This window comes from Rhizobium atlanticum (assembly GCF_030182485.1).
Classification (GTDB): Bacteria; Pseudomonadota; Alphaproteobacteria; order Rhizobiales; family Rhizobiaceae; genus Rhizobium.
This window is the reverse complement of sequence record NZ_JAQJCJ010000001.1, coordinates 366389-391451: the sequence shown is the minus strand read 5'-3', so window position 1 is coordinate 391451 and position 25063 is coordinate 366389. Positions and strand designations below refer to the sequence as shown.

The 25063-nt window shown below is 60.0% G+C and carries 22 protein-coding genes and 1 pseudogene; 9 read left to right on the top strand and 14 right to left on the bottom strand.

Translation table 11 applies throughout. The features are described 5' to 3' along the window. The first annotated feature begins 8 nt into the window (after positions 1-8). Positions 9-332, top strand: a complete 324-nt coding sequence (locus PH551_RS01845) for a hypothetical protein (protein ID WP_085778683.1) — start codon at positions 9-11, stop codon at positions 330-332. 425 nt (positions 333-757) lie between these two features. Next, positions 758-1499, top strand: a pseudogene (locus tag PH551_RS01840) (TIGR04290 family methyltransferase). 29 nt (positions 1500-1528) lie between these two features. On the opposite strand, the gene PH551_RS01835 reads toward PH551_RS01840, so the two are convergent. Continuing rightward, on the bottom strand, positions 1529-3277 hold the full coding sequence (locus PH551_RS01835; protein WP_285191623.1) for a hypothetical protein: 1749 nt from the start codon (positions 3275-3277) through the stop codon (positions 1529-1531). Between the two features lie 149 nt (positions 3278-3426). On the opposite strand from PH551_RS01835, the gene PH551_RS01830 reads away from it, so the two are divergent. Genes PH551_RS01830 through PH551_RS01820 form a run of 3 tightly spaced genes read left to right on the top strand, consistent with a single transcriptional unit; the run spans position 3427 to position 6133 of the window. Next, positions 3427-4530, top strand: coding sequence for an inositol-3-phosphate synthase (locus tag PH551_RS01830; RefSeq protein ID WP_285191622.1), 1104 nt, complete (start codon positions 3427-3429; stop codon positions 4528-4530). Then, positions 4527-5126 carry a histidine phosphatase family protein gene (locus tag PH551_RS01825; RefSeq protein ID WP_097598037.1) on the top strand — a complete coding sequence of 200 codons (600 nt, stop codon included), beginning with the start codon at positions 4527-4529 and terminating at the stop codon, positions 5124-5126. The genes PH551_RS01830 and PH551_RS01825 overlap by 4 nt, the downstream gene beginning before the upstream one ends. Before the next feature lie 32 nt (positions 5127-5158). Then, positions 5159-6133, top strand: a complete 975-nt coding sequence (locus PH551_RS01820) for a beta-xylosidase (protein ID WP_285191621.1) — start codon at positions 5159-5161, stop codon at positions 6131-6133. On the opposite strand, the gene PH551_RS01815 is transcribed toward PH551_RS01820, so the two are convergent. From PH551_RS01815 to PH551_RS01800, 4 genes are all read right to left on the bottom strand, one after another. After that, positions 6107-7408: a Coenzyme F420 hydrogenase/dehydrogenase, beta subunit C-terminal domain gene (locus PH551_RS01815; RefSeq protein ID WP_285191620.1), complete on the bottom strand. Its 1302-nt coding sequence runs from the start codon at positions 7406-7408 to the stop codon at positions 6107-6109. The genes PH551_RS01820 and PH551_RS01815 overlap by 27 nt on opposite strands. 115 nt (positions 7409-7523) lie before the next feature. Beyond that, on the bottom strand, positions 7524-8585 hold the full coding sequence (locus tag PH551_RS01810; protein WP_350223840.1) for a polysaccharide pyruvyl transferase family protein: 1062 nt from the start codon (positions 8583-8585) through the stop codon (positions 7524-7526). Positions 8586-8794: 209 nt separating this feature from the next. Further along, positions 8795-9814: a ketol-acid reductoisomerase gene (gene ilvC, locus PH551_RS01805; RefSeq protein WP_138393227.1), complete on the bottom strand. Its 1020-nt coding sequence runs from the start codon at positions 9812-9814 to the stop codon at positions 8795-8797. A gap of 50 nt (positions 9815-9864) precedes the next feature. Continuing rightward, the gene (locus tag PH551_RS01800; RefSeq protein ID WP_285191618.1) at positions 9865-10530 is read right to left on the bottom strand and encodes a TetR/AcrR family transcriptional regulator; all 666 of its coding nucleotides are present in this window, start codon (positions 10528-10530) and stop codon (positions 9865-9867) included. A 172-nt stretch (positions 10531-10702) separates the two neighbouring features. On the opposite strand from PH551_RS01800, the gene PH551_RS01795 reads away from it, so the two are divergent. Further along, entirely contained in the window at positions 10703-11161 is a 459-nt protein-coding gene (locus PH551_RS01795; protein WP_285191617.1) for a hypothetical protein, read from the top strand. A 26-nt stretch (positions 11162-11187) separates the two neighbouring features. Here PH551_RS01795 and PH551_RS01790 read toward each other — a convergent pair whose 3' ends face one another. From PH551_RS01790 to PH551_RS01765, 6 genes are all read right to left on the bottom strand, one after another. After that, a complete protein-coding gene (locus PH551_RS01790; protein ID WP_285191616.1) occupies positions 11188-12819 on the bottom strand; it encodes an FGGY-family carbohydrate kinase in 1632 nt (543 codons plus the stop codon). A 168-nt stretch (positions 12820-12987) separates the two neighbouring features. Then, positions 12988-13704 carry an HAD family hydrolase gene (locus PH551_RS01785; protein ID WP_285191615.1) on the bottom strand — a complete coding sequence of 239 codons (717 nt, stop codon included), beginning with the start codon at positions 13702-13704 and terminating at the stop codon, positions 12988-12990. A gap of 3 nt (positions 13705-13707) precedes the next feature. Then, positions 13708-14433, bottom strand: coding sequence for a glycerophosphodiester phosphodiesterase family protein (locus tag PH551_RS01780; RefSeq protein ID WP_285191614.1), 726 nt, complete (start codon positions 14431-14433; stop codon positions 13708-13710). Positions 14434-14461: 28 nt separating this feature from the next. After that, the gene (locus tag PH551_RS01775; protein ID WP_285191613.1) at positions 14462-15382 is read right to left on the bottom strand and encodes an ABC transporter permease subunit; all 921 of its coding nucleotides are present in this window, start codon (positions 15380-15382) and stop codon (positions 14462-14464) included. 2 nt (positions 15383-15384) lie between these two features. Next, on the bottom strand, positions 15385-16350 hold the full coding sequence (locus PH551_RS01770; protein WP_285191704.1) for an ABC transporter permease subunit: 966 nt from the start codon (positions 16348-16350) through the stop codon (positions 15385-15387). A 13-nt stretch (positions 16351-16363) separates the two neighbouring features. Further along, positions 16364-17722 (bottom strand): extracellular solute-binding protein, encoded by a 1359-nt coding sequence (locus PH551_RS01765; RefSeq protein WP_285191612.1) that lies wholly within the window; start codon positions 17720-17722, stop codon positions 16364-16366. A gap of 152 nt (positions 17723-17874) precedes the next feature. Here PH551_RS01765 and PH551_RS01760 point away from each other — a divergent pair, with 152 nt between their 5' ends. Together PH551_RS01760 and PH551_RS01755 are read left to right on the top strand one after the other, a co-directional pair. Then, entirely contained in the window at positions 17875-18945 is a 1071-nt protein-coding gene (locus PH551_RS01760) for a sn-glycerol-3-phosphate import ATP-binding protein UgpC (protein ID WP_285191611.1), read from the top strand. A 54-nt stretch (positions 18946-18999) separates the two neighbouring features. Beyond that, positions 19000-20004 carry a sugar-binding transcriptional regulator gene (locus PH551_RS01755; protein WP_285191610.1) on the top strand — a complete coding sequence of 335 codons (1005 nt, stop codon included), beginning with the start codon at positions 19000-19002 and terminating at the stop codon, positions 20002-20004. A 31-nt stretch (positions 20005-20035) separates the two neighbouring features. Here the strand turns inward: PH551_RS01755 and PH551_RS01750 are convergent, their stop codons facing one another. The 3 genes from PH551_RS01750 to PH551_RS01740 form a co-directional block, all read right to left on the bottom strand. After that, the gene (locus PH551_RS01750; RefSeq protein ID WP_285191609.1) at positions 20036-21718 is read right to left on the bottom strand and encodes a hypothetical protein; all 1683 of its coding nucleotides are present in this window, start codon (positions 21716-21718) and stop codon (positions 20036-20038) included. Next, positions 21718-22776, bottom strand: coding sequence for a glycosyltransferase family 2 protein (locus PH551_RS01745; protein ID WP_285191608.1), 1059 nt, complete (start codon positions 22774-22776; stop codon positions 21718-21720). Before PH551_RS01745 ends, PH551_RS01750 begins: the two co-directional genes overlap by 1 nt. Before the next feature lie 94 nt (positions 22777-22870). Further along, positions 22871-23779: an AraC family transcriptional regulator gene (locus tag PH551_RS01740; protein WP_285191607.1), complete on the bottom strand. Its 909-nt coding sequence runs from the start codon at positions 23777-23779 to the stop codon at positions 22871-22873. Between the two features lie 206 nt (positions 23780-23985). Between PH551_RS01740 and PH551_RS01735 the strand changes: the two genes are divergently transcribed. After that, positions 23986-25032: an NAD(P)-dependent alcohol dehydrogenase gene (locus tag PH551_RS01735; RefSeq protein WP_285191606.1), complete on the top strand. Its 1047-nt coding sequence runs from the start codon at positions 23986-23988 to the stop codon at positions 25030-25032. Positions 25033-25063 lie beyond the last annotated feature (31 nt).

Below are 25063 nucleotides of genomic sequence, written 5' to 3'. Positions count from 1 at the left end.
GGTTTGGCATGCCGACCACATCCCGGAAGTTCAAACGACTCCTAAGCGCGCTATCGCTCACCGTGGCGATCCTCCCCCTATCGCTCCAGGCGAACGCACAGGCGCCGCCTGACAAATGCGTCGCCCCGTCACAGTCAAACCAGGATCGCGATTCAGCGGATGACCATCAAGATCTCTCCAAGAAACTGGATGACTGCAACGGCGAACTCAGGCCTCCTCCCATCGGCGACACCGAAATGGTGGAACCGGCGCCGGACACCGGTAATTCGCGCATCATCCGTCCGGGAGATATGCCGCCCAACACCAATCCGTCGCACAATTCTGATGACTAAATTCACCGTCCAGACATCTGTGTGTCGGCCGAGAAGGACCATCTCGCACACAATTGGCGGGTTTTTCTTCTTCAGCGGGAACCGAAAACCATCAAGAGGGTTCGACCACATCTGACGAAGCCGGCTCAAGCTGAACATGCCGCAGGTATCTCAAAAGCGGACGAAGACTGGAGGGGGAGATACCGAAGATCCCTTATTGACCACCTGTCTCCCTGGATGGATCGCCCGTTCGCTCGCCAGAAGCGGAATTCACCGAATGAGCCAATTGGCAGATTTGAAGAATGCCGAACTCCTCAAGCTCGCGGGGATCGGCCCCCGGTCCGTCGAGCAGATACGGTCGGCGATCAGAAAATTCAAACGTAACCGGACACACGTCTCGGCGGCGCGGTCGAAGCAATGATTGACGCTGCGGATCGGAGTACGGAATGAACGAGAAGGCTCGACTGGAAAGGGACATCGCAGCCCTGAGGCCATGGTTTCACAACCTGCGAATTAGCGGCGTACAGACCGCGCCTGATCATTTTCTTGGTGACTACCCGTCATTCAAATGGACCCACTTTCAACAGGTTGTGCCTGAAGATCTCCGGGGGTGCAGCGTTCTCGACATCGGCTGCAACGCCGGATTCTATTCACTTGAAATGAAAAGAAGAAATGCCGGACGGGTCGTCGGAATTGACTCCGACCCGCATTATCTCAGGCAAGCCGAGTTCGTAGCCAGACAGACAGGTGAGGATATCGAGTTCAAGCTGATGTCGGTGTACGAGGTGGAAAAACTGAAGGAGAGATTTGACCTGGTCCTTTTCATGGGTGTCCTTTATCACCTGCGGCATTCGCTGCTGGCACTCGACCTTCTGCATGAGCATGTCGTCGCGGCCAGATGCTGTTTCAATGCATGCAGCGGGGGAAGAGGAAGTCGCGGCACTCAGCGAAAATTACGACTTCTTCAACACGACAGCATTTGAGCAGCGCGGCTTTCCCAAAGTGTATTTCTTGGAAGAACGTTACGCTGGCGACCCCACAAATTGGTTCATTCCGAACAAGGCGGCGGTCGAAGCGATGCTGAGAAGCGCCGGGTTTGTCATTCGTGCCAATCCGGAACGGGAAGTTTATCTGGTGGAACATGGAAGCCGCCACCCGATGGCGGAACCGCCTCCGTCACTTTGCTGAAAAACTTCGGATCCAGACCGCTTCCGCAGTCAGGCTCCGATCAACTGCGGCAGGCGGTCCAGGTAGCGTTTGATGGTGCTTTCAATCCGCTCCCTCTCGGCGTCATCGACGCTCGCCCTCGCCTGCGACCACAAACCTATCTGGAAACCGAGATAACATGCCTCGAAAAGCTTGAGCACATCATCGCGCAAATCGCAGTCCGCTTCCTGAGCGACGAGATCGGCAAGACGATAACGCTCCTTACTCGAGAGTTCGAATTCCACGCAGGCGCCCACGACGTCCCAGGCAATGTCCTGGCACCCGATCAGATCGTGGGCCGCGTTGTGATCGAGCGCATCCGTCTTCACGATGCGCCCGCTGGTGGTCGTCAGCCATTCCCATGGGTGAAGCCGGTTGTCCGTATCGACCCGTCGCAATCGTCCGGCCAGCCGCTCGGGCGTGCTTATCACGCACCCCAATTTTTCTGCCGTATCCGATCCTGCCGCTTCCGCAATATTGAAAATCGCCATCTCACACAGTTTCTGGATCGACGCGCCGGCGTTTTGCGCCGGGAGGTGACGGGCACGAAAACCGAGATAACGTCCGAGGTGATCCGCGATGTCGCGCCTGCTTGCACCACTATGGTCGAGGGGCGTTCCATCCAGCCATTCGTCGATGACAAATCCGTAACAGGTACCGGCAATCTTCGGAATAAAACCGGCTTCGCTCAGCAAGGAGCCTCTTCTGGCCTTGTCCGAGTCGCTCCCGCCAAGCCCGGCAAACTTGACAAGCCACGCCCCTCCTTCGGCTTCCATCAGGAATTTGCGTTTTTCCATCTGCATATAGCTCGGCGGCCAATGTGAAGGATCACGATACCGAACCGCGCGCCATGCGCCACCGGAGAGGTCCCGCCAGGACGAACGCGCAACGCCGACAACATCGGCCGCCCATGTCTGCAGACGATGTTTTGGATCTTGGGTCTTGAGGGTCAGCTCGTCGAAGCTGACGACATGGCGTGGCCGATCCCGCCAACGGGTCCGATGCGGCTCGCTTGCATGCGGGCCTAGTTCACCCGTGTGGCTCGGGAAAAAATGAAGCCGATCAGACGCCACGCCGTTGGCCTGCAACCAGTCCGCAACGCAGCCGAACGAGCTCCCCGATAGCCCCGGCCCCTCATCGACGATGGCAAAATCGGTGCGATGGTCGGCGAGAATCCGCTCGGAAAGAGCCGGTGTGACGCGTACGTACCGCTCGAAGGGGTGGCCAGTCGGGCGCAGCGAATAGGCCGGCTCGGCATCCAAGGCTGCAGAAACCAGAGCCGCGAGTCCGGTCCCGATGCTTCGGATCCCGATGACGACTGTTTTAGACGTCAAGTTTGAGATCGAAGCCGCCTCGATATAGCTCTCGGGATACAAAGCATAAAAGGCGTAGCCCTCTGCGCGCTTCATTCGCACCGGATCGGCGCTGGCGAGAGATTCGAGTTTGGTTGTCCAATCCTCTGGAAAGGACAAACTGCCGGAAAACCCGTTTCGCCACGATCGCATGATCTCCCGTGCCTGCATGCGCAGAAATTTCGCGCCTGCATCCTGAAGCTCGGAGATATCGTCCGCGCCTTTTCCCCCGAATTCCTGATCGGCCAGTCCCTGAACCAGTTCTCCAGTCAGGATGAATGCTCGAACCAGGGTTTCGTGGCGCTGCCGGCTCGGCTGCATTTCGATGCACGCCATCATCAATCTTGAAATCGATGCGCGTACTGCTGCTGTGTTCTCGATGTGCTCGACATCGCCATAGACCAGCATCCGGTCCTCCTTCCTTGCAGCAATGCCTGCCCGAGCTGGTTGGATCATCGTCAGACGCGATCGAAAAAAACGGGAAGGTATCGGGAACCGGCGCAGTTCCCGCTTGTTAGCTTTGTAGATGCCTCAGCAAGCAGCCCTTGGAGGGAACCATGCGTTCGAAATCCATTCGTGTTGGATTGGTGGGAGTTGGCAATTGCGCCTCGTCATTGGTTCAAGGACTTACCTACTATGATAACGCCCGGGAAAACGAGCCGGTTCCAGGTCTCATGCACGTTGATCTCGGCGGATATCATGTGCACGATATTGAGATATCCGCGGCCTTCGACGTCGCCGCTTCAAAAGTAGGGCGCGATGTCGCGGAGGCGATATACGCCGAACCAAACAACACGCAGCGTTTCGCAGATGTCGCTCCGCTTGGCGTCGAGGTGAAACGCGGCAGGACGATGGATGGGATAGGGAAGTATCTCCAGGATCGGATCGAGGAATCGGCGGAGCCGTCGGCGGACGTAGCGGAAATCCTCAGGCAAACCGGGACGGACGTGCTAGTTTCCTATCTTCCCGTTGGCTCGGAAGAAGCAACCAAGTGGTATGCCGAACAGGCGCTGGCGGCAGGTTGCGCTTTTATCAATTGCATTCCGGTATTCATAGCCTCCAAACCGGAATGGCAGCAGAAGTTCGCCGCCCGGAAGCTGCCGGTCATCGGCGACGATATCAAGAGCCAGGTGGGGGCAACGATCGTCCACCGAATGCTCGTCAATCTCTTCCGCGAACGGGGCGTCCGTGTGGATCGCACCTATCAGCTCAATTTCGGCGGAAACACTGATTTCCTCAATATGTTGGAGCGCGAGCGGCTGGAATCAAAGAAGATCTCCAAGACCCAGTCGGTCACCAGCCAATTGGATATTCCGCTTCCTGCCGACGATGTACATGTCGGACCAAGTGACCACGTCCCCTGGCTCACCGATCGCAAATGGGCTTATATCAGGCTCGAGGGCACCACTTTCGGGGGCGTGCCGCTCAATGCGGAGCTCAAGCTTGAAGTGTGGGACTCGCCCAATTCAGCCGGCGTTGTCATCGATGCAATACGTTGCGCGAAACTCGCCCTCGACCGAGGCCTGGGCGGAGCTCTGACAGGGCCGTCGAGCTATTTCATGAAATCGCCGCCGCAGCAGTTCACCGATTACGAGGCCCGCCGCCGGACGCAGAATTTCATCGACGATGAGGAGGATGTTCTGCGCGGAGCCGCGGAATGACGGCAACTTTCTTCCTGGTTCGTCACGCAGCGCACGACAATGTCGGGAATTTCCTGGCGGGCCGTACAGCCGGTATTTCGCTTGGCGAATCCGGACGCTCGCAAGTTCAGCGTCTCGGGGAGAGGCTGCGCCGAGAGGACATCAATGAGATCTACACCAGCCCGCGCGAACGAACACGGGAGACTGCAGTAGGTATCGCATCAGCCTGTGGCCTGTCTCTGCCGCAAACAGACGATGCATTGGACGAAGTGAATTTTGGCAACTGGTCCGGAAAAACCTTCGAAGTTCTCAATGATGATCCCCTTTGGCGCCGATGGAATACCACACGCAGCCTCGTCCGCACGCCAGGAGGCGAGACGATGCTGGACGTCCAAACTCGGATTTTCGGGCTCATAGAGACATTGGCCCGTCGCGGCAACGATAGGCGCTTAGCGCTGGTGTCTCATGCCGATGTCATCAAGGCGGCTGTCAGCCATGTTCTGGGACTGCCAATCGACGCTTGGCCCAGATTTGATATTGCACCGGCCTCCGTCACCACCGTTGTGGTCGGCGACTGGGGTGCAAAAGTGATGACGCTCAACGAAGTGACCTTATAACCCGTTCGTTAAATCCTGCCCGGGGAAGTCAAATGATCGAAGCCACGATGATCTGGAACGAGCCGAACAACAAATCGCACTGGGATCCGGAGATCGATCCTGAATGGAGCCTGTTTGCGCAAATGGCAATCCTGGCGGCCGATGCCATCGCAGCCAAGAATCCGGAACTGACGAAGGTGCTCGGCGGAATATCTCCAATCGACCCCTTCTTCATCAGCCGCATGAAGAATTACGGCGTGCTCGATCACCTCGATGCCGTCGCGCTGCATGGTTTTCCCCTCGACTGGAATCTCTGGCAAATTCACGAGTGGCCGGAGAAAATCAACGAAATACGCGCCGTCACCGATCTGCCGATCTGGGTCAGCGAAGTGGGCGTCTCGACCTTCGGTGCGGAGGAAGTGCAATTGTGGGGCCTGCAACGAACTGCCGAGTTGCTCAAGGGCAAAGTCGAGCGCTGCCAATGGTACAGCCTCTACGACCTCCCTCGATCATGGGAGGCAACAACGCGTCATCGCGAAGCCGAAGGCTCCTCCTACTATCGGCACTACTATATGGGCATTCTGCGCGAAGACGGAACGCCCAAACCGGCGCTTGAGGAGTTTGCCAAACACACGCCGGATTTCGGCCTGGTCCAATGGTTTCACTTCGAAGACCCGCGGCTGGATGAGGCTGCTGCCTGGATGAGGCGGCTGGGCGTGAAATCTGTGCGCACCGGGCTTTCCTGGGCGGACCGATTCCGGCCCAATGCCCTCGATTGGTTCGACCGACAGATGCAGGCTCTCGAAGATTTCGACGTAACGGTGACATTCTGCTTCACGCCGGAGCATAGAGGTATCGCGCCGCACCATACCAGCGCGCCCCTGGTGCCCGAAGAATTCGCCGGGTTCTGCGAAGAAATGGTACAACGTTACGCGCCACGCCAGGACAGCGGATATGTGTCGCGCGTTGCCAAGTCAGCAGCCCGGCTGCTGGGGCTTGAATCACGTGCGTCCCTCGGAGCCGGCTAAACCCAGGCTCTGCGCTATCCTGCCGATCGGTCCTCGGGAATAGGCTACCCCCTGATAGCATGCCAAGGCAGCACGAGCCCACAGAATGTAAAGTCTGGGGCTTTGCAAGAAAACGGCGATCGAAAAGACGCGATGACTCAAGAAGCTGATCCAATAGCGCATGATGTAAACCGCCATGCGCTGCCGGGACAAGCCATGTCTGCCGGGACGGACGCGTTTTCGCGGGCGCATGCCCATGCGAGGCCAGCTCAGCCGGAATGCGAGACCCTCGCGACGCTGGCGGAATCCGGCGGCCTGGGTGGCTACGACAAAGTCGGAATCGACGTAAGACAGTGCGATCCTCTTCTCAGCAATCCCCGCATGGATCACATCTAGAAGTGCTGTTGAGCGGACGATCACCACGTTCGTTCCTCTCCCATCAGAGGAGTAGGGCTCCTTCCAGGCATCCCCGAAAGCGATATCTGCGGTTTCTGCCACGACGTCGTCGCAGAAATTGCAGGCGGAGTTCTGAAAGAAACCCGCACCCCAGTCCCCATCGACCAGATGCCACCAGTCCTGGGCGCACGTCTCGCCGTTTTCGAGTGTCAGCTCAGCCCGATACCAATTCGCAGGCCGATCCTGGGTTTTCTTCCTGTAGTCGAGCCGTTTAACCTTCCCGATGTTCTGCCCCATCTGCCATGCGAAGCTCTCGGCCATTCGCGCGCTTTTCATGTGGCCACAAAACAGCCCAAGCGTGAAGGCAATTCGCTCCTTCAATACTGGGTCATCGGCACAGGCCAGTCGCACCGCCTTGATGAAACAAGGAATCCCAACCACGGCATACCGGCCCGGCGCCTCGCGAATGGACTGAAGTACTCCGGAAAGTTCGACCGGATAATATCGAGATTTAGCGCCCGCCTGAAGTTCCTGCAGATCACGTGACAGCGAATAATGAAACAGGCGCCGTTCCGATTGCGGATCATCGCTCTCCTTAACGTGAGCAACACCGTCAACAAGCCCCAGGCGCAGCAATTCCGCTGCCACCCAGGTGACCATGCCGCCGGAGCTGCCGTTCGAACGGTATTCCCCTTCCTCGACATGGCCGACAAAGGCAACCTCGTAACGACCCAGCAGAGCGTTTCGGTTTTTCGCACCGGCAAAACATTCAGCCGCCAATTCATCCTCGTCCCGGGCCACCGGCGAAAACGGGCAAATTCGCGCAAAATCTTCATCACGGGCCTGCAACCATGTCTTCGGGCCTGCCGGCTTCATCTGCCCGTACCGGTCGAGTTCCATGTGCACATCAGGTCGCGTTGACCTTGCGACACAGGAGCCGCAGCCGATGCAGCAGCCGGAGCCTGCAATATCCTTGGGAGCGATGCCCGGCGCGAGCCGATTCTTTTGACCGGAGCTATTGCAAGGCATGGCTGAGATAGGCGTTGGATGTGTCGCGCAGCGAAGATATCCGCTGCGAAATGCCCATAGGAAGGGGATTGCCGAGGATGCCATCCAGATGCGTGGAAGTCGTATCTTCGGTCAGAACATGATCTTCAGCTCGGACGAGCCGCGTTAGATCGCGAATCTTGTTGGAACGGTAATCGGAGAGGACGCATGCAAACGGCTTCTCGTTGACAAGCGAGAACACGCATCCATGAAAGAAGTTCGTCACGACAGCCTTTGCTTCGGAAATAAAGCTGGCGAAGTCCTCCGGGCCGGCATCAATCCATTGCTCATCGGCCCAGTCGTTCCGATAGCCGATGCTGATAAGCGGATAGTCCCGGTCTCCTGCCCACCGGCGCACGGTATCCTGAAACCATGTGGGAAAACTGTGGCCGTAGACGGCTATATAGGCTGCCGCCTCCCCGTCATCCCGGCTCGCCTTCATCGTCTGCGGAAATTGCAGGCAGGGGTCGAGAACGAGTTCGGGCTCTATTCCCAATGTCTCGCGGATGATCCGCTCCGAATGGAGGTCCCGGACGGAAATATGAGAGAACTTTCGCAGCTTTTCCGCCCACCCCTCCAGTCGCTCCGACGATGTCAGACTTCCAAACGTCGCGGCATAGGAGACAAGACGCCCGCATCGCAGGCCTTCTCCATAAAACACCGGATACCCGCCATACCAGGGATGGCGAAGGTTCCACACCTCGTCGCTGCCGACGACGATGAGCGAATAGTCGTCCATCGCGGCTGGATTCTCCAAGGGAAACGGCGATGAAAGAGGCAAGCTCGCAAACGATTGAAAGAATTTCCGGATCTTCGCTTTGTAGAGCGGGTAGTCTTCCTTCGGCGTTGCGGCAGGAAGCAGCGGTTTCAGCGCGCATTGCCATTCCGCGCGGTTCACGCGATCAGACATGTGTTCGAGAAGAACGGCTTCTACTCCCATGGACGCGAGGCCTTCGGCCAGACAGCGTGCCTGCCAATAGGAGCCATAATTTATGCAGCGATGAAAGGTAAGAATTCCGGCCTTAGACATCTGGTCCCTGAAGCAGATCGAATAGATTCCACTAACCGACCAACTCCAGTTCCGTTCCCAACAAACCGCAGCTCGCCTCTTGGTTCGGGAGCAGCTTTCTTCAGTATGTCGCAATGAATCAGATAACCCCCAGCTCAGCCGGGGGTTATCTGCAGTCTGGAGGCTGGAGCTTTTACTCCGGCCTTTCCGTTTTGCTTCGCTGAAACAGCTTAGTTGACCGATTTGTCGACCAGCTTGTTCTTGCCGATCCAGGGCATCATCCCGCGCAGCTTGGCGCCGACTTCCTCGATCTGATGGCTGTCGTTGTTGCGGCGGATGCCCTTAAAGCGGGCCGCACCCGACCGGTATTCCTGCATCCATTCGGAGGTGAACTTGCCGGTCTGGATGTCCTTAAGCACGCGCTTCATCTCAGCCTTGGTTTCTTCGGTGATGATGCGCGGGCCGGTGACGTATTCGCCCCACTCGGCCGTGTTGGAGATCGAGTAGTTCATGTTGGCGATGCCGCCTTCATAGATCAAGTCGACGATCAGCTTCACTTCGTGCAGGCACTCGAAATAGGCCATTTCAGGCGCGTAACCAGCTTCAACCAGGGTTTCGAAACCGGCGCGGATGAGCTCGACGAGGCCGCCGCAGAGAACGACCTGTTCGCCGAAGAGGTCGGTTTCGCACTCTTCGCGGAAATTGGTTTCGATAATACCCGAACGGCCGCCGCCGACGCCGCAGGCGTAGGAGAGCGCGAGTTCAAGGGCGTTGCCGGAGGCGTTCTGATGAACGGCAACGAGGCAGGGAACGCCGCCGCCCTTCTGGTATTCGCCGCGAACCGTGTGGCCTGGGCCCTTCGGGGCGATCATGACGACGTCGACGGAAGCCTTCGGCTCGATCAGGCCGAAGTGAACGTTGAGACCGTGGGCGAAAGCGATGGCAGCGCCGTCGCGGATGTTCGGAGCGATGTCTGACTTGTAGATGTCGGCCTGGAGTTCGTCCGGCGTCGCCATCATCATCAGGTCGGCCCATCCGGCGGCTTCGGCGACGGTCATGACCTTGAAGCCATCGGCCTCGGCCTTCTTGACGGTGGGCGAACCGGCCTTGAGCGCGATGGCGACGTTCTGGGCGCCGCTGTCCTTCAGGTTCAGCGCATGGGCGCGGCCCTGCGAGCCGTAGCCGATGACGGCGACCTTCTTGGCCTTGATGAGGTTGAGATCGGCATCACGATCGTAATAGACGCGCATTTGAAGTTCCTTCCCTTGTGCTTGTCCTGTTGACTGTCATTAAGGCGAAATCAGCCGAGAGCCGGCATCTCCGCCAGAACCTTCTCCGTGCCGTAAAGCCGGAGGAAGGCGGTCACCGCCCTCTCCGCCTGGCGTGCGGTATCCTTGAGGCCCGGTTCGCCGAGCAGCATGCGCACATGCAGGTCGGAAACGACAAGGCCGTAAAGCGTGTGATAGGCTTCGTCGGCATCGGCAAAGCGCAGGAGCCCTGCCCTCTTGCCGGCATCGATCAGCGCCATGGCGCGCCGGTCAATCTGGCGGCGGCCGCGTTCGAGCAGGAGCTTGCCGAGCTTCGAGCCGTCGCGGTGGGATTGGCCGATCGCCAGCCGGTTCAGCGCCAGCGAGACGTCGCCGGCGAGCACTTCCAGCAGATCGCGGGCGAAGATGACGACATGGTCGTGCAGGCTCGTCGCCGTAAGCCGTTCGCCGTTGCGCTCGAATGTGCGCACCTTGCTCGCCTGATAGGCGATCATCGCCGACAATAAGCCGTCGCGATCGCCGAACCACTTGTAGAGGCTTTCCTTCGAGCAATTGGCGGCGCGCGCAACACCCGAGGTCGTCAGCGCCTTCTCGCCGCCATCAACGAGCAGACGCAGTGCCTGCTCCAGAACGGCGTTCTGGCGCGACGAAAATTCGCTCGGCTCAGCAATATCGACGGACACGGTCATGGCTCCCATATACGTACCGTACGGTACGGTTCGCAACCTTTATGCGGCAATCCGATCAGGCCGTCAAGCAGGCCCGGCAGATTTTTATACGGGAAAGGCCGGTGGCACACCAGAATTGGATAGGCGGACACCTGATTGAGATTCCATAATGCTGCATAATGTCATTTGCCGGGAGCCTTTTATGTCGCGTCTACCTGCTGCTCTTCTCCTAGCCGGAGCGATGCTCCTGGCAACGACGCCCTTCACCGGTCGCGCCGCCGCGCAGTCGGATAGTGAAGTCTATAACCGCATCGAGGAATTGCACGCCGATGCCGCCGGCTTCGACCGGCCGCTGCGCCAGCTCGTCCAGGCGATGCGAACCGGCGATGCCGAGACCATCGCAGGCCTTGCCGAATATCCCCTGAGCGTAAAGGCAGATGGCGAAACCTATAATGTCGAAAACGCCGAGGATTTCATCGAGAATTTCGACGATCTGGTGATGCCGGAGACCCGTCGCGCTGTCGGGCGCCAGCAATATGAGGATCTCTTCGTCAGCAGCGAAGGAGTCATGCTTGCAAATGGCGCGGTCTGGATGGGTGCAGTCTGCGACGACAACGCCTGCGAGGAAAGCCATTGGGCGATCATCGCCATCAATAACTAGTCGGCGGCATTTGTCGCGCAGCGCTGTCAGCCATCGCTGCGAAGCTTGCGCGCCAAAGTCTGAAGCTCCTTGAACGCTTCGTAACGCTTGCGGTGAAGATCTGAAATCTCGCCCTCTGACGGCTGAAAACGCTTTTCCACCTTGGTGAGCTCGCTCATTGCCTCGCCAACATCGGCAAATTGCCGGCCGGCGACAGCGCCGAGAATGGCCGCTCCCAGCAATACCGGCTCCTCGGCCTTCGTCGCCACCACTGGCTTGCCACTCGCATCGGCGAGCACTTGGCGGACGAAATCGTGCTGGCCGGCGCCGCCGCTGATGACGATGTTGTCGACGGTGACGCCCGCCTCGGCCTGTGTTTCGATGATCTGCCTGAGGCCGTAGCCGATGCCGCAAAGCCCCGCGACGTAGAGCGAGACCAGGCCGTCGAGATCCCGCTCCATGCCGAGACCGGCGATAACAGCCCGGGCATGCGGATCGGCAAAGGGCGCGCGGTTGCCGAGAAATTCGGGAACGACATGCAGCCCGGCCGCCAGCCTGACGGCGTCGGAAGAACGGCCCGCCTTGTCGGTGGCCATGTCGGCAAGCAGGACCGGCAGCGCAACGCCGGCGCTGTTCGAAAGCTCCCTCGCCTCGCTGGCCGCGGGATGGAAGGAGAGGAGATGGTCGATCGCCGCACCGGCGGCGCTCTGGCCTCCCTCGTTCAGCCAGAGGCCAGGCACCATTGCCGAATAATAGGGCCCCCAGACACCGGGCACGAAAGACGGTTCTGTCGTCGATGTCATCGTGCAGGAAGAGGTCCCGAAGACATAGGCAAGGTTGGCTCGCGGATCGGCGCCGACGGTTCCGACACCGCCCGCATGAGCATCGATCAGCCCGGCTGCCACGGCAGTTCCGGGCGTCAGCCCGAGTTCCTCCGCCGCAGCCGTGCTCAGCCCCTGGCCGAGCGCCGAACCGGGCTCGACAATGACTTTGCCGATGCGGGCAAACCCTTCCTCCGCCAGCACGCCGAGACCGATCTGATGGAAATAACCGCTGTCCCACCGCTTCTCATGAGCGAGATAGGTCCATTTGCAGGTGACCGTGCAGGTCGAGCGCGACAGATCGCCGGTTGCCCGCCAGGTGAGGAAATCCGCAAGATCGAAAAACTGCCAGGCAGCATCGAAAACCTGGGGGCGGTTTTCTTTCAGCCAGAGAAGTTTGGGTGTTTCCATTTCGGGCGAAATACGGCCGCCGACATAACGCAGCACGTCATGGCCAAACGCATTGATGCGCTCCGCCTGCGGGACAGCACGATGGTCCATCCAGACGATAATATCGCGTTCCGGATCTTCCGAAGGCCCGACGGGAAGCGGCTTGCCGCCTTCGCCGAGGACGACGAGCGAGCAGGTGGCGTCGAAACCGAGCCCGACCACTGAAGCCGGATCGACGCCGGCTGCGGCAACCGCCTCTCGCACTGCCGCGCAAACGGCGCTCCAGATTTCGGTGCTCGATTGCTCGACCATGGAGCCGGCTTCATGAAACAGGCTTATATTCCGCTTAGCGGAGGCCAGCATGCTGCCGGCCATATCGAACAGGCCGGCCCGGGCGCTGCCGGTGCCGACATCGACGCCGATGACATATTTAGCGCCGGTCTCTGAGGTATGAGATGTGTCGCTCATGATCTCTCGTTTTCGGATCGTCAAAGATCGGATTGATTAGCAGCTACGGTCGAATTTCAAAGTCTGTTGTCTGGAACGATCCACGCCTCCAGGGAGGCTGACATTACGCGCCTGCGGCGACATAGCAAGGAGACTGGGCGCTGAGCGCGCCCTCCACCCCGGGGGCCATCACAGCATCCCTCCGACATGTTCCAGAATGGCGGTGAGCTCCCCTGCTCCTGTCGCCACCGCGGCAGCGCCGGCGGCATCGAGGACCGCGCGGCGGCCGGGCCTCGGATCGGCCGGATCGACGAATCCGATGGCCGTCATGCCTGCGGCGATTGCCGCCGCCACGCCGTGGACGCTGTCGTCGATCATGACGCATCTGGCCGGCCGGGCTCGAAAACGCTCGGCGCAATGCAGCAGCAGATCAGGCGCCGGCTTCGGCCGGGATACGAATTCGGCGCTGAAGACGCCTTCGGCGAAGGCACTCCAGAGATCGAGTTTGCCGAGGCTGTTGCGCAGCCGCCGCATCGTGCTGTTCGATGCGACGCATTTCGGACGGTCGAGGCTCTTGACGACCTCGGAAATGCCGGGGATCGGCGTCAGCGAGCGGGCAAATTCCTCGAACAGATGACGATGCCATGCCTCAAACAGCGCGGCGACATCGATGATTCCATATTCGCGTCGGCACATCTCGGCGATGATGCTTTCCGAATTGCCGGTGAATTTGGCATGCGCCTCCGCCGCGGTGATCGCAATGCCGGCGCCTTGCAGCGTCTCCGCCAGCGTGCGGCTGGCGATCGGTTCGCTGTCGATCAGCACGCCGTCGCAATCGAAGATCACCAGATCGATGCTACTCATGGCCCCCGTTATACCGGGATAATCGACACCACTAGTGAGCATGTCTCATCTCCGCGCCTGCAAGGCGAGATCCGGCCGGTCCGTGGTGATCTGCCGGATCGGCTTCGCAAGCCAGTATTCGAGGTCGCTGATTTCGTTCGGAACCCATGCGCCGAGGCGGTCGAGCGGAACAAGCCGGGTGATCTCTTCCCATTGCGCCTGAAGAAGAGACATTTCGACGGCGATGATATCCGAACATTGCTTCATCAGGCTGAGACCGCTGGTCAGGCCGAGGCGCTCGGCCGAATTGGCATCGAAGGAGGATAAGGCGCGAATTCCGGGAGCGGCCTTGCGAATGTCGGCAAGAACGTCGGGATGAAAGCTTGTCAGGATCGAGCGCTCCGCCAGCTCAAGCCGGTTGATAGCGTCAAAGGCTTTGGCGGCAAGCCCTTCATAAGGCGTTCCAGCATGGGTCTTCAGTTCGATATGAAGCTCGAGCGTGGTGTCCTTGAAGACGGCAAGTACCTCGTCCAGAGTCGGAATCGTCTCCCCGCCGCTCTCCTTGAGCCGGACTTCGCGATGTTTTCCGGAACTAAGGTCGGCGACCGGGCCTTGCGCATTGGTCGTGCGATCGAGCGTCGGGTCGTGTATGACGAGCATTTCTCCCGATCGTGTCAGGTGGACGTCGAATTCCACGCCATCGACCGGCATTTGCGCAAGGTTACGGAAACCCGAAAGACTGTTCTCGGGCCAGAGATTGCGGCCACCGCGGTGGCCGATGATAAGCACCATCGTCTTGATATCCTTGAGATTCGGCGTGTTACTTTCCGGAGTCCACCAGTCCTTTGGTGAACCAGCGCTGCATGAAGAGAATGACTGCCGCAGGCGGAAGCATAACGAGAAGCGCCGCGCTCATCGCAATGTTCCAGGCAGGTGCGGAGTCCGAGACGGGAACGAGTTGCTTCAGCCCGAGCACCGCCGTTCCCATCTCCTTGTCGGTGGTGAAGAGCAGCGGCCACAAATACTGGTTCCAGCCGTAGAGAAACAGGATGATCGACAGGGCCGCAATGTTGGCGCTCGACAGCGGAAGAAGGATATCCTTGAAGAATTTCAGCGGACCGGCGCCGTCGAGCTTGGCCGCCTCGCAAAGCTCGTCGGGAACGGTCAGGAAGAACTGCCGGAACAGAAAGGTCGCCGAGGCAGAGGCGATCAGCGGCAGGATCAGGCCGGCATAGCTGTTGACCATGTTCCATTTCAACGAGGCTTCGATGCTGTATCCCGTCAGCTGTTCGAGGATACCGGCAAGGCCGATCGTCCCGGCCAGCCAGCGGATCGGGCCGGCGGCATCGGCGACCGCCTCATAAGTCGGGATGATGCGGACCTCGACCGGAAGCATCAGCGACACGAAGATCAGCCAGAACGCCGTCATGCGAAACGGGAAACGGAAATAGGTCACGCCGAACGCGGCAATCAGCGAGATCGCAAGCTTGCCGATGACGATGCCGGCGGTGACGATGATCGAATTCAGGAACAGTTGGGAGAACTCCCCTTGCTGCCAGGCGGCCGCCAGGTTCTCCAAAAAATGCTCACCCGGCGTCACCGGGAACGGCGCCTGCTGAACTTCCTGCAAGGTCAGCGACCCCGCGACGAACGCGAAGTAGAGGGGCAGGCAAACGAAGATCGCGCCGATCAGCAGCACGGCATGACAAAAGATCGAAAGACCGAGATGACGTTCGGGCATGACTACACCTGGTAATTGACCTTGCGCTCGAGCGCGCGGAACTGGACGATGGTGAAGAGGATGGCGATCAGCATCAACAGCACGGATTGGGCGGCGGACGAGCCGAGATCCAGTTGCACGAAGCCGTCCTGGTAGACCTTGTAGACCAGGCTGTTCGTCGCTCCCGCCGGGCCGCCACGCGTGACGGCATCGATGATGCCGAAGGTTTCAAACAGCCCGTAGACGAAGTTCATTACCACGAGGAAGAAGACCGTCGGCGAAATCAGCGGAAGCGAAATCGTGAAAAAGCGCCGGACGGGTCTTGCACCGTCGAGCTTTGCCGCCTCCAGAAGCGAGACAGGCACGGCCAGCAGTGCGGCGACAAGAAAGATGTAGTCGTAACAGACGTTCTTCCAGACCGAGGCGATCGTCACCAGAAGCTGCGCATCGAAAGGACGCCGGTTCGGATCCCATTGAAAGCCGAGTCCGTGCAGGAACTGCGCGATCGGTCCCACCGCCGGATTGAACAGGAAGGCCCAGATAACCCCTGATATGACCGGCGCGATCGCATAGGGAAGGAGGATGATGCTCTTGTAGATCCCCCTGCCCCTAATCACAAAATCGGTCGCGAAGGCAAACAGCCCGGCAAGCAGAAGGGTCGCGCCGTTCTGTGCAACGGTGAACCAGAGCGTGAACAGCGCGCTGGCGCGATATTCCGGGCTTGCGAACAGATTGTAAAAATTTGCGAGCCCGACGAAAATTTGTGTCCCGCCGAACGGATCGACCTGAACGAAGGCCAGCGACAGCGCCTTGTAAGAAGGTATGAAAAAGAAGAACAGGAGGATCAGCAGCTGCGGCGCAACCAGGCCGAAGGCAAGCCACGGTCTGTTGAAGTGGGCGGACTTTAATCCGGCTTCCGACGGCTGCGCGACCGAGCGGCCCGTCGACAGAAGATCGGGGATGCGAAGGCGCCGGGCGGCGCCTTCCATCCTTCCCAAGGTTCTACTTTGCTGCATGAAGCTGCTCATACTGGCGAAGGATCTGGTTTCCGCGCGCCGCCGCCGCATCCAGTGCCTGCTGCGGGGTCTTCTGGCCGGTCCAGACGCCCTGGATCTCTTCCACCAGAAGCGCCATCGACTGGTTATGATTGCCGAAGCGGAAGCCGCGCGAATTGTCTGTCGGGGTACCGCGCGTGAGCTGGAGAATGGCGATCTCGCGGGTCGGGTGGTCCTTGAAGTAGCCCTCGGACTTGGCCTGCTCATAGGCTGTGTTCGTCACCGGGACATAGCCTGTCTGCTTGCTCCACCAGACCTGCGTCTTCGGTGAGGCGACGAAGTTCAGGAAGGCCGCCGCGCCGGCATATTCTTCTTCCGACTTGCCTTTGAGAACCCAGAGGGCCCCGCCGCCAATGGTGCTGTTTTTCGGCTCGATGCCTTCCTCATGCGGCAGGAACGTTGCGCTCCAATTGAATTTCGCGCCGCTCTCGACGGCGGCGTGCGCCGCGGTGGAGGCCACATAAGTCGAGCAGGTTCCAGAGGTGAACAGCTGGTCTGGCGAGAGCCCCTGCCCGGCGATCTGCAGGATGCCGGCGTCCATCCACGTCTTGAGGCGTGTCACCTGACCGACCACCAATGGGCTCTTGTTGAAGATGAATTCGGTGTCGAGGCCGCCGAAGCCATTCGCCTTGGTACCGTAAGGCTGGTCCTGGATCGCCGCGTAGTTCTCGATCAGGCTCCAGTAGAAGTCGTTCGCAAGCGCCATCTGGCACTTCGAGACACCTTTCTCCTTGATAGCGCGCAGTTGCCTGTCGAGCTCCTGCCAGGTCTCGCCCGGCTTGTCGAAGCCGGCTGCCTTGAAGTGATCGGCATTGTACCAGAAGATCGGCGTTGAGCTGTTGAAGGGCATCGCCGCCGGCTTGCCGTCGACCAGATAGAAGCCCGCGACCGGCGCGACGAAATCATTCCAGTCGACCTTGTAGCCTTCCTTCTCCATCAGCTGCGGCACTGGAATGATGGCGCCGGAATTGTACATGGTGAGGAACCCGCGCTCGGCGGCCTGGATCAGAACCGGCTGTTGATGGACGCGGTAGGCGGCCACCATCGCCGCCATGGTCTCCTCGTAATTGCCTTTGCCGATGCCGACGACCTCGTATTTGTCCTGCGAGGCGTTGAAGTCCTTAATCAGCTGGGTGGTGATTTCGGCCAAGCGGCCGCCTGCCGCATTCCACCATTCGATCTTGACGCGATCGGCGGCGCTGGCGTGGCCTGCATTCGTCAGCCCGAGCCCCACCAGTGCAGCGCCCGCCGCGAATGACCGGATTGTCCGTCCGAAACGGGATCCTATTAAAGACATTGCCGTCATTTCGTTTTCCTCTCCATTGCCTTTGTTCGCCGACCGGTGCGTGGAGCGCCGGTCAACCCCTCCCAGAGCGGCGATAAAACAAGGTTGGGGTCACTTGTTACAAATGTCAATAGCGTGTTACAAATGTATGACGACCTCGGAGGAAGGATACCATGGCGGCTATCGAACTGATCGACCTGAAGAAGAACTACGGACCGGTTCCGGCAGTGAAAGGCATCAATCTGACTGTCGCGGACGGCGAAATGATTGTGCTGGTCGGCCCATCAGGATGCGGAAAATCGACCTTGCTGCGGATGATTGCGGGCCTCGAAGCCATAAGCTCCGGGCACCTCAGGATTTCAGGCAATGACGTTGGCCAGGTCGATCCGGCCGACCGCAACATCGCGATGGTCTTCCAGAACTACGCGCTCTATCCTCACATGACCGTTCGGCAGAATCTCGAATACGGACTCAAGAACCGCCACGTTCCTCGCCACGAGATCGACCGGCGGATCGCTGACGCCGCCGACATTCTGGAAATCGGCGAATTTCTCGAGCGACGCCCCCGTCAGCTCTCAGGCGGACAGCGCCAACGCGTCGCCATGGGCCGCGCTATCGTCCGCGATCCCGCCGCCTTCCTCTTCGACGAACCCTTGTCCAATCTGGATGCGAAGCTTCGCGTGCAAATGCGCGTCGAAATTCGGAGGTTGCAGCGGCAGCTCAAGACGACCAGCCTCTATGTGACGCACGACCAGCTCGAGGCGATGACGCTCGCCGACAGGCTTGTCGTCATGAACGGCGGCCGAATCGAGCAGATCGGGACACCGATCGAGGTGTATCGCCGTCCCGAAACCGTCTTCGTTGCCGGCTTCATCGGTTCTCCGCCGATGAACCTGATCGAACTGGATGAACTCGGCCCCTGCGAAATCGCCCTTCCGAGAGACACGGATCTCGTCGGCATCAGACCCGGTTCGATCAACCTCGGCGCCGGATCGGCGCATGATCTCCGGTTCGATGCCCATGTCGAATTGATCGAAACCGTCGGCGATGAGAACAACGTGCATCTGCGCATCCACGAAAGCCGGAAGCGCATCGTCGCGAGCGTGCCTACTGATCGACATCTGCGGGAAAACGACCGCATTTCGTGTCATGTAGGCATGGAAGCCTTGCATCCCTTCAACAAGTCGACCGGCCGGAGAACCGACTTACAGGTGAAGCGGCTGACGACGGGCGCCTGCGATTGACAAGCTCCGGGGATTTGAGATCCATGGCGTCGAAGCGGAGGCGCAGATTATCGCATGTCACAGAACAGAAGTGCTTCTTCCGCGCCCGTAGCGCTCTCGGACGAGCAGATGCAGGTGCGCGTGGTCTGGCTCTATTACATGGAGGGACGCACGCAGGGCGAAATCGCAGAAGCGCTTTCGACCAACAGGCTTCGCGTCAACAAGATCATCGCCGAGGCTCGCCGATCCGGCCTTGTGACGATCACCCTCAATTCCCGGCTGACCTCATGCGTCGCCCTGGAGCAGCAGCTGGCGGCGGAATTCTCTCTAAATCGCGCGATCATCGTACCGACACCGGAGGACGAAGAGCTCATTCCCGTCCTGCTCGGCCAGGCGGCGGCCGATTATCTCGTCCAGTTGCTGAACGCCGGCAATATCCACGGCGTTGGCGTCGGGTGGGGAGCGACCCTCCGCGAAATGGTGCGGCATATGCCTTCGCTCAGACGGCCTGATATCTGCGTCAATTCGGTCATGGGCGGGCTGACGCACGGCATCGAAATCAATACCTTTGACATTGCAAGCGACCTTGCCCGCCAGCTCAATGCGGAATGCTCCTATCTTGCTGCACCGATCTATGCCGGCAGCCCGGAATCGCGGACGGCAATCATCCAGCAGGATGTTTTTGAATCGGCCTTTCGACAGATCGAGACCAATGACGTCATCGTGCTCAGCATCGGCGACATGACCGAGCGTTCGCTGCTGATGCGCTACGGCTTGCCACGCAACATCAACATCGAGGAATTGCTCGCAGCCGGTGCCTGCGGCGATGTTCTCGGCCAGTTCATCGACAAGACAGGGCGGCCGATCGAACATGCGATCAACAGATGCGCGATCGCTCCCGAGCTGGAAGCCCTGCGCGCCATTCCCAATGTCGTCTTTGCGTCAGGCGGCCTGAACAAGGCGCAGGCAATCGCGGCCGTGCTGCTGTCCGGTCTCGGCAACGTGTTGATTTGCGATGAAGACACGGCACGGCAAGCACAACAGCTTGCTGGCGAGCTCAGGACGAGCGGCAGTTCGTAGAGCCGAACATGCACGGCATCGGTAGCCTAGTCTAAGACGCTCTGGCGCAACCGGCCGGGATCGAGAGAGGTTCCGCCGGCATTATCTTATCGATCGCATAAAGCTTGGCGAAACCGGCATCCTCGACAAGCGTCAGTCCCGCCGGCATCGAGCTGCCGACGTAGCGGTCAGGGATATCGGCATTGGCGACGAGGATGAAATCGAAACGCCTGCGCCAATCCGAAAGATAGGGCGTAAAGCCCTCATACTGCCGTATCATTGCCGGGCATGAAAGTACGCCGATCGACACCAGATTGCCCTCGGGAACCGCGATTTCCGACCACGGCGCCAGGACGGAAAGCGGCTGTTTGCCCTTTGCCGTGAAGAGCGTCGGCACGAAAGCATGCGACAAGGGCACGGCGAGCGTCGGCAGATGCCGGAAGGTATCCAATCCCCAGGCAAAGTGCCGATTGGAATGGGCAAGGCTGCTGGCAGCCTCCGGTTCATGCCCCAGAGGCAGCACGGCAGCGCCGGCAGGCAGCTTTTTCAGCACAGCCTCGACAGCCGCGACATCTTTCTGCGCCAGCCACCAATTCCAGCCGAGCCAGCCGGCTCGGCCGAACACCGCGAGATTGATGATCAGCGCCAGCGACAGCGCCTGCCGGCGTGTCAAATTGGCAAACGGGCACACCATCGCCATGGCGACGAGCGCCGTCATGATCGGAAAGCGCCAGCTGATCCAGCCGGTGCCGAGAGCGTGTCGCGGCGAAATACAGGAAAGAAGCAACAATCCGCAGGCGGTAACAGCGAGCCCCGCATGCACCTGCATGTCCCCCGCACGTGCGGCCCGCGTGCAGATAAAGATCAGCGGCAGAATCAGCACGACGTCCACCAACGGAACATAGGTCGTGATGGCGGAGACAAGGTTTATCAGGATCAGGATGAGGCCATCGTTCCAGGCAAGTCCAAGGCTGCTCCCGCCGGCATCCGGCAAGGCAGCAGTGCGGAGGTACAAAGCGAGTGGCGGCAGGGTACAGGCACTGATCGCCAGCGCCAGACGGCCGGTGAGCCTCGCCAACCCCGCCTTCGATCGCAATATGTCGATGCGCCAGGAAAATTCGAGGCCGCAGACGATCGCGATATAGAAGCCGAGCGAGAAGATGTGCATCACCGTCAGCAGCAGTGCGGCGGCGAGCCGCCAGGCAAAAATCCAGACTGGATTTCCACCCTGCAGCCGCAGGTCGATGCACGCGAAGAACAAGGCCATGCCGAGGCCGATCTGGAAATTGATGAAGCCGCCGACCATCGTGGCGCACCAGGCAAGCGACAGCATGGCGATCTGCCAATAGTGCCGGCCGCCGAACAGCGCGCGGTGCAACCCGATCGCACCGAGCGGCGGCAACACGATCGCTAGGAAAAGCAGAACCCGCGCCAACCTGTCTGCCCCGACGAGCGGCCCCAACCAGAGGGCCAGCAGGTCGATGCCGACATTGGTGAAGGTGCGGTTCCAGTCAACCGCATAGATCTCGGGAAAAGGCCGCTCGCCGATGCCGCCGGAAAGCAGCCAAATGCGGGCGTAATGATTGGCGTAATCGAGGATCGGCGGAAAAGGAAACAACATGACCAGAGCCGCCGCAAATGCGACGAATAGGACGATCGCAATGGTGGAATCCTGCCTGACCGTCGATGCATCGGACCTGGCTGCGACCGCGTCGGACGTGGCGATCCGGTCCATTATCCGATCCGGCCGTTCTTTTGCGGGCGCGGCGGCTCGCCAGATGCCAGGAGCGCATCCAGCGCAGCGCGCTTGTCGCCGGCGCTCATCTCCGAAAAAGCGGCCGGTAGCTCGGCGTGTTCGCTGCCCCGCAGGATCGTTTCGATCATGAACATCGGCCGCCTCTTGCTCTCCTGGACGAGACGGCCGAGATATTCCCCGATGATGCCGATGCAGATCAGCTGGATGGCGCTGAACGCGCTAACGGCGGCCATGATGGACGACCAGCCGGTGACCGTCTCGCCCTGCAGCCAGCGAACGAAAGTATAGACGAGCAGCGCCATCGCCATGCCGGCGCTGATCATGCCGAGCCATGTGGCGATGCGTAGCGGCGTCGTCGAAAAGCTGGTGATCGCATCCAGCGCGAAATTGATCATCTTGCGCAGCGGATATTTCGTCGAGCCTGCAAAGCGCGCGTCCCGCTCATAAGGCAGAGCCACTTGCCGGCCGCCGATCCAGCTCACCATGCCGCGGATAAAGCGATCGCGCTCCGGCATCGCCAGCAGGATATCGACGACGCGCCGGCGCATCAGCCGGAAATCACCAGTGTCGCGCGGAATGGTCACGGAAGCGAGCCTGGAAAGCGCGCGATAGAACAGCGAAGCAGTCGCGAGCTTGAACCAGGTTTCGCCTTCGCGGCGCGTGCGCTGGCCGTAGACGACGTCGGCGCCGCGCTCCATGATCGGCATCATCATCAAAAGCAGCTCGGGCGGGTCCTGAAGATCGGCGTCGATCAGGAGAACGCGCTCGCCTCGCGAAGCGGAAAGGCCCGCCGTCGACGCCAGCTGATGGCCGTGGTTGCGCAGGAGGCGAACGCCGAGCACCTGCGGCACTTTTGTCCCCAGTTCCGAGATGATCTCCCAGGTGCCGTCGTAAGAGCCGTCATCGACGAGGATAATCTCGAATGCATCGCCGGCGACGCTCCGAGCAGCCGCGGCCGCACGGCGGCAGAATTCACGCAGACCCTCTTCCTCGTTGTGACAAGGCGCGACGATGGAAAGAAACGGTGCTTGCGTCATGCGGACGGCGGTGCCTGTTTGTTTGATGGCGCCAGCCTAGCCGGGAAACGTCAAGCATCCTTTAATACCGCGCTTTGGCTGCAGCCACCGGCGTCTATTCCGCTGCCACCATCTCGCGCACGCCGTCGATATCGCGGGCCGGCGAAGCGCCGTAGAGGCGGCTGTATTCGCGGCTGAATTGCGAGGGACTTTGATAGCCGACGCGATGGCCGGCAGTGCCGGCATCGAGCCGGTCGACCAGCATCAGCCGGCGCGCCTCGTGCAGGCGAAGTTGCTTCTGATACTGGACGGGTGTCATCGCCGTCACCGACTTGAAGTGGTGATGGAAGGACGACACGCTCATATTGACGCGTTCGGCCAGATCCTCGATGCGCAGCGGCCGCGCAAAATTCTCCTTCAGCCAGGCGACGGCGCGCGCAATCCGGTTGCTGTGGCTGTCTGCCGTGGCGATGTTGATCAGCCGGGCTCCATGCGGCCCGGTCAGCACCCGGTAAAGGATTTCCTGTTCAATCAGCGGCGCCATGGCGGGAATGTCGCCTGGACGATCGAGCAAGCGCAGCAGGCGGACGGCGGCATCCATGAGTTCCGGCGGCGCGACGCTCACCACCATTCCGCGCTGCCCGTCGGTATGGGAGGCCGGGCGCGGAACATCGATGCGGCTGAGCAGCTCCAGCAGCTTTTCGGAATCAATCGCCATCCCGAGACAGAGATGCGGCACCTCGGGACTTGCCTCCGTAACCCGCCAGGCGACCGGCAGATCGAGCGAGGTCAAGAGATAATCGCCGGTGCCGTAGCTGATCATTTCCGTGCCGAGCTGCAGGCTTTTGGCCCCCTGCAGCACGAAGGCGAAGCAGGGTCGGTAGCTGCTGTGCAAGGGATCGCTGGGCTTCGACCTGCGGCTGATATGAAGATTGCCGATAGGGGTCGAGAACTCGCCGTCGCTGGGCGCAAAGCGCATCGCGAGGCCGACGATCTCCTGATAGGGGCTGAAAGGCAAGGTCATGCGGCAACTCTTTCTGTCAACTATTCGACGCCGTCGTTACTGCCGTCATTTAGAGTGTCTGGAACATTTCTCAAACAGGCAGGCACCCCACTTTTGCAGGATCGTGCAAAAAGCTGAGAGGATCACTCTAACGCCCTCGCCGCGTTCCGGGCAATAGTGCGCCATCCCGCTCAACCCCACCCCACAACCGAAAAAGGATGGTTCCCATGCCTATCGCAAGAGGCTATGCCGCGACCGATGCTTCCAAACCGCTGACCCCTTTTACCTTCGAGCGCCGCGACCCCAGACCCGACGACGTCGTCATCGACATCAAGTTCGCCGGCATCTGCCATTCTGATATTCACACCGTCCGCAACGAGTGGAAGAACGCCGTCTATCCGATCGTACCGGGCCATGAGATCGCCGGCATTGTCTCGGCCGTCGGCTCCGCCGTCACCAAGTTCAAGGTCGGCGACCGTGTCGGCGTCGGCTGCTTCGTCGATTCCTGCGTCGGCTGCGCCGAGCGCGATCTCGACCGCGAACAGTATATGCCGGGCCTCTGTGGCACCTACAACGACTTCGAAGCCGACGGCAAGACGCGCACCCAGGGCGGCTATTCCGACTCGATCGTTGTCAAGGAAGGCTACGTCATGTCCATCCCGGACAACCTTCCGCTCGACGCCTCCGCACCGCTGCTCTGCGCCGGCATCACGCTCTATTCGCCGCTGCGCCACTGGAACGCCGGTCCCGGCAAGAAGGTCGCGATCGTCGGCATGGGCGGCCTCGGGCACATGGGCGTCAAGCTGGGTTCGGCGATGGGCGCCGACATCACCGTTCTCTCCCAGACCCTTTCCAAGAAGGAAGACGGTCTGAAGCTCGGCGCCAAGGAATATTACGCCACCAACGACCCGGAAACCTTCACCAAGCTCGCCGGTACCTTTGACCTGATCATCTGCACTGTCAGCGCCGAAATCGACTGGAACGCCTATCTCGGCCTTCTCAAGGTGGACGGCTCCTTCGTCGTCGTCGGCGCGCCCGAAAACCCGATCCCTGTGCACGCCTTCTCGATCATTCCCGGCCGCAAGAGCATCTCCGGTTCGATGATCGGCTCGATCAAAGAAACCCAGGAAATGCTCGATTTCTGCGGCAGGCACAACATCGTCTCCGAGATCGAGAAGATCAACATCGACCAGGTCAACGAAGCCTATGAACGCGTCCTGAAGAGCGACGTCCGCTACCGCTTCGTCATCGACATCGCCTCGCTGGCGGCGTGAGGAAATGGAAGGCGGCTGCTCAGGCAGCCGC

Excerpts from the sequence above, each read along its gene's own strand:
- PH551_RS01845 (WP_085778683.1), top strand. The coding sequence starts at position 9 with ATGCCGACCACATCCCGGAAGTTCAAACGACTCCTAAGCGCGCTATCG.
- PH551_RS01835 (WP_285191623.1), bottom strand. The coding sequence starts at position 3,277 with ATGCTGGTCTATGGCGATGTCGAGCACATCGAGAACACAGCAGCAGTA.
- PH551_RS01830 (WP_285191622.1), top strand. The coding sequence starts at position 3,427 with ATGCGTTCGAAATCCATTCGTGTTGGATTGGTGGGAGTTGGCAATTGC.
- PH551_RS01825 (WP_097598037.1), top strand. The coding sequence starts at position 4,527 with ATGACGGCAACTTTCTTCCTGGTTCGTCACGCAGCGCACGACAATGTC.
- PH551_RS01820 (WP_285191621.1), top strand. The coding sequence starts at position 5,159 with ATGATCGAAGCCACGATGATCTGGAACGAGCCGAACAACAAATCGCAC.
- PH551_RS01815 (WP_285191620.1), bottom strand. The coding sequence starts at position 7,408 with ATGGAACTCGACCGGTACGGGCAGATGAAGCCGGCAGGCCCGAAGACA.
- PH551_RS01810 (WP_350223840.1), bottom strand. The coding sequence starts at position 8,585 with ATGTCTAAGGCCGGAATTCTTACCTTTCATCGCTGCATAAATTATGGC.
- ilvC (WP_138393227.1), bottom strand. The coding sequence starts at position 9,814 with ATGCGCGTCTATTACGATCGTGATGCCGATCTCAACCTCATCAAGGCC.
- PH551_RS01800 (WP_285191618.1), bottom strand. The coding sequence starts at position 10,530 with ATGGGAGCCATGACCGTGTCCGTCGATATTGCTGAGCCGAGCGAATTT.
- PH551_RS01795 (WP_285191617.1), top strand. The coding sequence starts at position 10,703 with ATGTCGCGTCTACCTGCTGCTCTTCTCCTAGCCGGAGCGATGCTCCTG.
- PH551_RS01790 (WP_285191616.1), bottom strand. The coding sequence starts at position 12,819 with ATGAGCGACACATCTCATACCTCAGAGACCGGCGCTAAATATGTCATC.
- PH551_RS01785 (WP_285191615.1), bottom strand. The coding sequence starts at position 13,704 with ATGCTCACTAGTGGTGTCGATTATCCCGGTATAACGGGGGCCATGAGT.
- PH551_RS01780 (WP_285191614.1), bottom strand. The coding sequence starts at position 14,433 with ATGGTGCTTATCATCGGCCACCGCGGTGGCCGCAATCTCTGGCCCGAG.
- PH551_RS01775 (WP_285191613.1), bottom strand. The coding sequence starts at position 15,382 with ATGCCCGAACGTCATCTCGGTCTTTCGATCTTTTGTCATGCCGTGCTG.
- PH551_RS01770 (WP_285191704.1), bottom strand. The coding sequence starts at position 16,350 with ATGGAAGGCGCCGCCCGGCGCCTTCGCATCCCCGATCTTCTGTCGACG.
- PH551_RS01765 (WP_285191612.1), bottom strand. The coding sequence starts at position 17,722 with ATGACGGCAATGTCTTTAATAGGATCCCGTTTCGGACGGACAATCCGG.
- PH551_RS01760 (WP_285191611.1), top strand. The coding sequence starts at position 17,875 with ATGGCGGCTATCGAACTGATCGACCTGAAGAAGAACTACGGACCGGTT.
- PH551_RS01755 (WP_285191610.1), top strand. The coding sequence starts at position 19,000 with ATGTCACAGAACAGAAGTGCTTCTTCCGCGCCCGTAGCGCTCTCGGAC.
- PH551_RS01750 (WP_285191609.1), bottom strand. The coding sequence starts at position 21,718 with ATGGACCGGATCGCCACGTCCGACGCGGTCGCAGCCAGGTCCGATGCA.
- PH551_RS01745 (WP_285191608.1), bottom strand. The coding sequence starts at position 22,776 with ATGACGCAAGCACCGTTTCTTTCCATCGTCGCGCCTTGTCACAACGAG.
- PH551_RS01740 (WP_285191607.1), bottom strand. The coding sequence starts at position 23,779 with ATGACCTTGCCTTTCAGCCCCTATCAGGAGATCGTCGGCCTCGCGATG.
- PH551_RS01735 (WP_285191606.1), top strand. The coding sequence starts at position 23,986 with ATGCCTATCGCAAGAGGCTATGCCGCGACCGATGCTTCCAAACCGCTG.